The 4,773-nt window shown below is 45.6% G+C and carries 3 protein-coding genes; 1 reads left to right on the top strand and 2 read right to left on the bottom strand.

Going from position 1 to position 4,773, the window contains the following annotated elements; genetic code table 11:
- Window positions 1-166: 166 nt before the first annotated feature.
- Window positions 167-1,063: a carbohydrate kinase family protein gene (locus B0H50_RS12800; RefSeq protein WP_106197340.1), complete on the bottom strand. Its 897-nt coding sequence runs from the start codon at window positions 1,061-1,063 to the stop codon at window positions 167-169.
- Between the two features lie 727 nt (window positions 1,064-1,790).
- Between B0H50_RS12800 and rhuM the strand changes: the two genes are divergently transcribed.
- Window positions 1,791-2,717 carry a RhuM family protein gene (rhuM, locus tag B0H50_RS12790; RefSeq protein WP_408609883.1) on the top strand — a complete coding sequence of 309 codons (927 nt, stop codon included), beginning with the start codon at window positions 1,791-1,793 and terminating at the stop codon, window positions 2,715-2,717.
- A gap of 109 nt (window positions 2,718-2,826) precedes the next feature.
- On the opposite strand, the gene B0H50_RS13530 is transcribed toward rhuM, so the two are convergent.
- On the bottom strand, window positions 2,827-4,572 hold the full coding sequence (locus B0H50_RS13530) for a formylglycine-generating enzyme family protein (RefSeq protein ID WP_199219643.1): 1,746 nt from the start codon (window positions 4,570-4,572) through the stop codon (window positions 2,827-2,829).
- Window positions 4,573-4,773: the final 201 nt, after the last annotated feature.

Below are 4,773 nucleotides of genomic sequence, written 5' to 3'. Positions count from 1 at the left end.
CACCCGGCCAGCTCCAGCTAAATCTTGTCTAGGGGACCCGCAAAACGCAAAGGCACCGCTTTCTGTCGAAATCGGCGCGTATTCAGCATATTGTGTTTATGTTGGAACTTTTACCGGACAGCAATAATTTTCTTTCTAATCCTACTCTTCAACGAATTCCACTATCTTATATAACATATTTAGGCATCGCCCCGTGTTGCGTGCAAACGTAGGCGGAAACTTCGACCGCGCGCTCATGCGCTTCAGCAATGCTTTTCCCGTTCAAAATCTGCGAGATGAATGCGGCGGTAAACGAATCGCCTGCGCCCACGGTATCGACCACCTTGACTTTGGGCGTTTTCTTTTCCGAGATTTCATTTGCAGAAAACACGAACGAGCCTTCTGCACCGCAAGTAAGAATCAGCATTTGCAAGCCAAATTTTGAAATCAGCCTGCGGCAAATTTCGGTTGTGCACTTTCTGTCTGCGGCAAGGTGCGTCCCACGCAAAGCGAGTGCTTCGTCGTTTTCCAGGAGCATGGGCGCCACAATATTGAGTTCTTCGTCGTTAATTTTTAAAATGTTTGCGCGTGCAAGCGAGCTTACAATCACCTCTTTACTATACCAGTTTTCGCGCAGGTTGATGTCAAAAACGCGGAGTGCATCGCAGGCATCGTCAAGGAATTTCTGGATTGTCGCGCGGCTCACAGGGCTTCGCTGGGCAAGCGTTCCAAAGCAAACTGCTTCGGCATTTTTCGCAAGGTTTGCAAGCTCTTTTGTATAGGGAATATTGTCGTAAGCGACACCTTCGCAAATTTCATACTGCGGGATTCCGCCTTTTGAAAGCGAAATTTGCACCGTTCCTGTCGGGTAATTCACGCGTTCAAGCTGGTGACGCATTTGAACGTTATCCAAAATGCGAACGATTTCATCACCGAGGTTATCGTTACCGATTGCGCTTACAACGCAGCCGTTTCGCCCACACTGTGTCGCATGGTATGCAAAATTTGCAGGCGCTCCCCCGAGTTTTTTCCCCGAAGGCAAGCAATCGAACAAAATTTCACCAATGCCTATGAGATATTTCATGCGAAATAATATAGCAAACGCGCTTACTAAAGTATCATCCCTTCGCTACGCTCAGAATGACGACGCAAACCTTACACCTTTAAAAATTGATTATATTTTTTCAACTAAAAAGAAGGCCATCAACTGGGTAGTGTCAATACCCAACTCAAATTGAGATTCGCACGGTCAACATTTCAAAGGGCGGCTTTTCATTTGCGCCGGCGATGTTTCTCGAACAAAATCTTGCGGCAATTGAATATATGAAACTTGGAACTTTAGTTCCTTAGTTGAATTACCCCTTTGGGGTAGGATCTAGCACTTGTGAACATCTAGATCCTTCGTTTCGCCTACGGCTCCACTCAGGATGACACAGTAAGCAAATGCTTCGCACTCCACTCAGGGTGACACTCATGTTTTTGTAAATTTCATTTTATCAACAATTTTCTGGAATTTTTATTAGATTCAACCAAGATATCATCATTCTCGCTGACAGAGGCGTATGCATCCACGGGCGAGTCGTTTCACTTTTTGAACGTGATATAGGATAGCTCGCAAGAACACGACTTGCGCGACGGCTTTTGCCAAGTAATGCCGAGGAATGCCCTCGCCTGTATTCGCTTTCAAATCATCCAATAAATAATAAAATCATTTTTTTTCAGATGCCGCAAAAGGCACCTCTATTTTTTATGGAGAATTTATGAATTCACAAAAATCAAATATCGCAATTTACAAAACCTAAGACGGAAAAATCGAATTAAATGTCCAGCTCGAAAACGACACCGTGTGGCTTACGCAGGCGCAAATGGTGATGCTGTTTAACAAAGATCAATCCGTCATTGCTCGTCATATCAAAAACGCAATAAGCGAGGGCGAAATTAACGAAAAAAGTAATATGCAAATTTTGCATAATACTCAGTACAAGTATCGTCCCACTCAAATTTACAATTTGGACGTCATCATCTCGGTAGGATACCATGTCAAAAGCCAGCAGGGCGTTCAATTCCGCCGCTGGGCGACCTCGGTTTTAAAAGACTATCTTGTCAAGGGCTTTGCGGTAAACCAGAATCGCCTGGACCATTACAACGATTTGAAAGATGTCGTTGCGTTGATGAGTCGAACGATTGCGTTTCAAAATCAGCTTTCAACGCATGAATATTCGGGATTGTTCACGGTCATTTCGGACTATGTTTATGCGCTTGATACTTTAGACCATTACGATTACCAAACGTTAACGGTCAAAAAGACGACTACGAAGCAAAAATTTCATGCAACGTATGAAAATGCGATGCAGGCAATTCAGGCATTAAAGAAAAAATTTGGCGAAAGCGCCTGGTTTGCAAACGAAAAAGACGAAAGTTTCAAAAGTTCCATCGGACAGATTTACCAGACCTTTGGAGGTGTGGACCTCTACCCTTCTGTCGAAGAAAAAGCGGCGACTCTTTTGTATCTCGTGATTAAAAATCATTCGTTTACCGATGGCAACAAACGCATCGCTGCAATGCTTTTCTTGTGGTTTATGGAAAAGAACGGCATCTTGTACGCTGCCGATGGCCACAAGCGAATCGCAGACAACACTTTGGTTGCCCTCACGCTGATGATTGCCGAAAGCAAAAGCGATGAAAAAGACATCATGGTGAAAGTCGTCGTGAACTTGATTAATCAGGATAACCAGTGAGATTTTGAAATATGGCAAATTTAGAATTTTGAAAAAACGAAAACGCCTGCGGATTTTGCGGTCTGCAGGCGCGGTTGTTGATTATAGGGCTATTTCCAGATGGATAAACCTACAGGGAATAAGCAAGTCGGAACCCGTCGATGTAGTCGCGATTGCTCGGGGTGTTGTAGCAGTCGCGGTCGGACACGGTTGCGTAAGACGCAAGGCTGCCGTGCCAGCTGCCGCCACGTCTCACGCGGTAAGAACCCGAAATAGGACCAGTCACAAGTGTAGAGCCACTCACGCTACTGCCATACCAGTCCCAGTTCCATTCCCAGACATTTCCACTCATATCATAAAGTCCCAAGGTATTCGGCGACTTCTTGCCCACTTCATGAGTCTTGCTGCTGGAGTTATCGGTATACCATGCAACATTTCCAATCGTGTTCGACCCCGAATAGGTGTAGCTCCAGGCGCTGGCGGACTGGTTTCCGCCACGGGCGGCAAATTCCCATTCGGCTTCCGTCGGCAGGCGGTAGCCCTTCTTGGTTGTGTCAAAGTACGGCGTTTTGCTGTTGGCAGCATCCGACTTCGTATAAACTGTCGTGAAATTCGCATCGGAATAGTAAACACAATATTTTGCACCAAACATTTTCTTCGTCAGTTCGTTGGTAAACGCAATTGCTTCAAACCAGTTGACCATTTCTACCGGGCGCAACTTTTGCACTTCGCCGCTGGCAGGGCTTGAAGTAAAGTAACTCGGGTTCGTGCCCATCACCGCCTGGTAAAGTTCCTGCGTTACTTCGTATTTTCCAATCGCATATGGCTTGAGAGTCACATTTCTGCCCGAGACAAAGGCGCCAGCGCTGCCCGAACCTGTTACCGTCACGTTTTTCGTTGTTACAGCCACAAGCGCAGTTTTCGTGTACGTGGCATTTCCGACAGTAATATTTTGTCCTAATTTCTGCGATAACGCTTTCACTTCTTCCGAAGCAATCTTGCCCTTGTTTTCGACCTTGTCGTAGGCGACCGCGCGGATAATGTAATTTTCATTCCCAGTCAGCGCTTTCGTAGTAAAGCTGTATTCTTGGCCTTCGGCGACATTCTTAAAAATCTTCGTTTGTTCAATTTTTGTCACCGTTTCGCTTTCCATTTTTTCAACGGTTACTTCGATCTTTTGAAGTCCCGCTTTCACGCGGCCGCCCAAGTCCGCCTTGGCGACAACAGTCACGTTTGCGGTCAAGTTTCCGATGTCGTAATCGATTTTCAGGCTCGGCGCTTCCGGGCCTGTCACATCCACATGCGGAATCGCAATCGTCTCAACCTTTTCGCGAATCGAATTGTCCCAGTAAATCGTCGCAATCTGGTTTTCTTCGGAAACTTCGAAGCTGTAAGTGCCGTCGGCTTCCTTCGCAATTTTGCCGTCTTTAATTGAGCCCGTCCAATCGACATTCCCGCCGCCGATTGAAACCACCGGTTTTTCTTTGCTCAGGTAATAACGCAGGTCCAAATTTTCGTCATTCGAAACCTTAACGATAACCTTTACCGACTGCGCTGCCGTCAACGAATCCGGCGAAAGCGAATATTCTACAGTAAACGGCTTTGATTCTTCAGAGCTACTCGACTTTGCTACGCTGCTAGAGCTGTTATCTTTTTGACTGGAGCTAGATTTCGAATCGGAGCTTTTATCTTTTGCGCTAGAACTTGATGCTTTGCCACTTGAAGAACTCGCAGTTTTATAGCTCGACGAACTTCCCGCTTTTTCGCTTGAAGAACTTTTTACCTTTTCGCTGGAACTGGAATTTTTATCGTTTTCGCTTGAGCTCAAATTTTCATCGGATGAAGAACTTTCTTCGCTTTCGGCGGCCGCTCTCACCCATTCGCTATCTTTGCAAACGTAAACTTGCGCTTCGTCTTTTACAAAAATCGAATCGCCCGCAATTTCTGCGCGGCAAGAATCTGCTTCGGTTAAAGTTTCGATAGGCTCTGTTAGCCATCATGGTTGTTGACATCTATCGTGAATATAGATTTTATTCTGAAAAAGAGGAAATACGCCTTCAAAAAAACATGGACATAC

This window comes from Hallerella porci, from assembly GCF_003148885.1.
GTDB classification, from domain to species: Bacteria; Fibrobacterota; Fibrobacteria; order Fibrobacterales; family Fibrobacteraceae; genus Hallerella; species Hallerella porci.
The sequence above is the reverse complement of the archived record's forward strand: the minus strand, read 5'-3'. Positions and strand labels throughout refer to the sequence as shown.

Excerpts from the sequence above, each read along its gene's own strand:
- B0H50_RS12800 (WP_106197340.1), bottom strand. The coding sequence starts at position 1,063 with ATGAAATATCTCATAGGCATTGGTGAAATTTTGTTCGATTGCTTGCCT.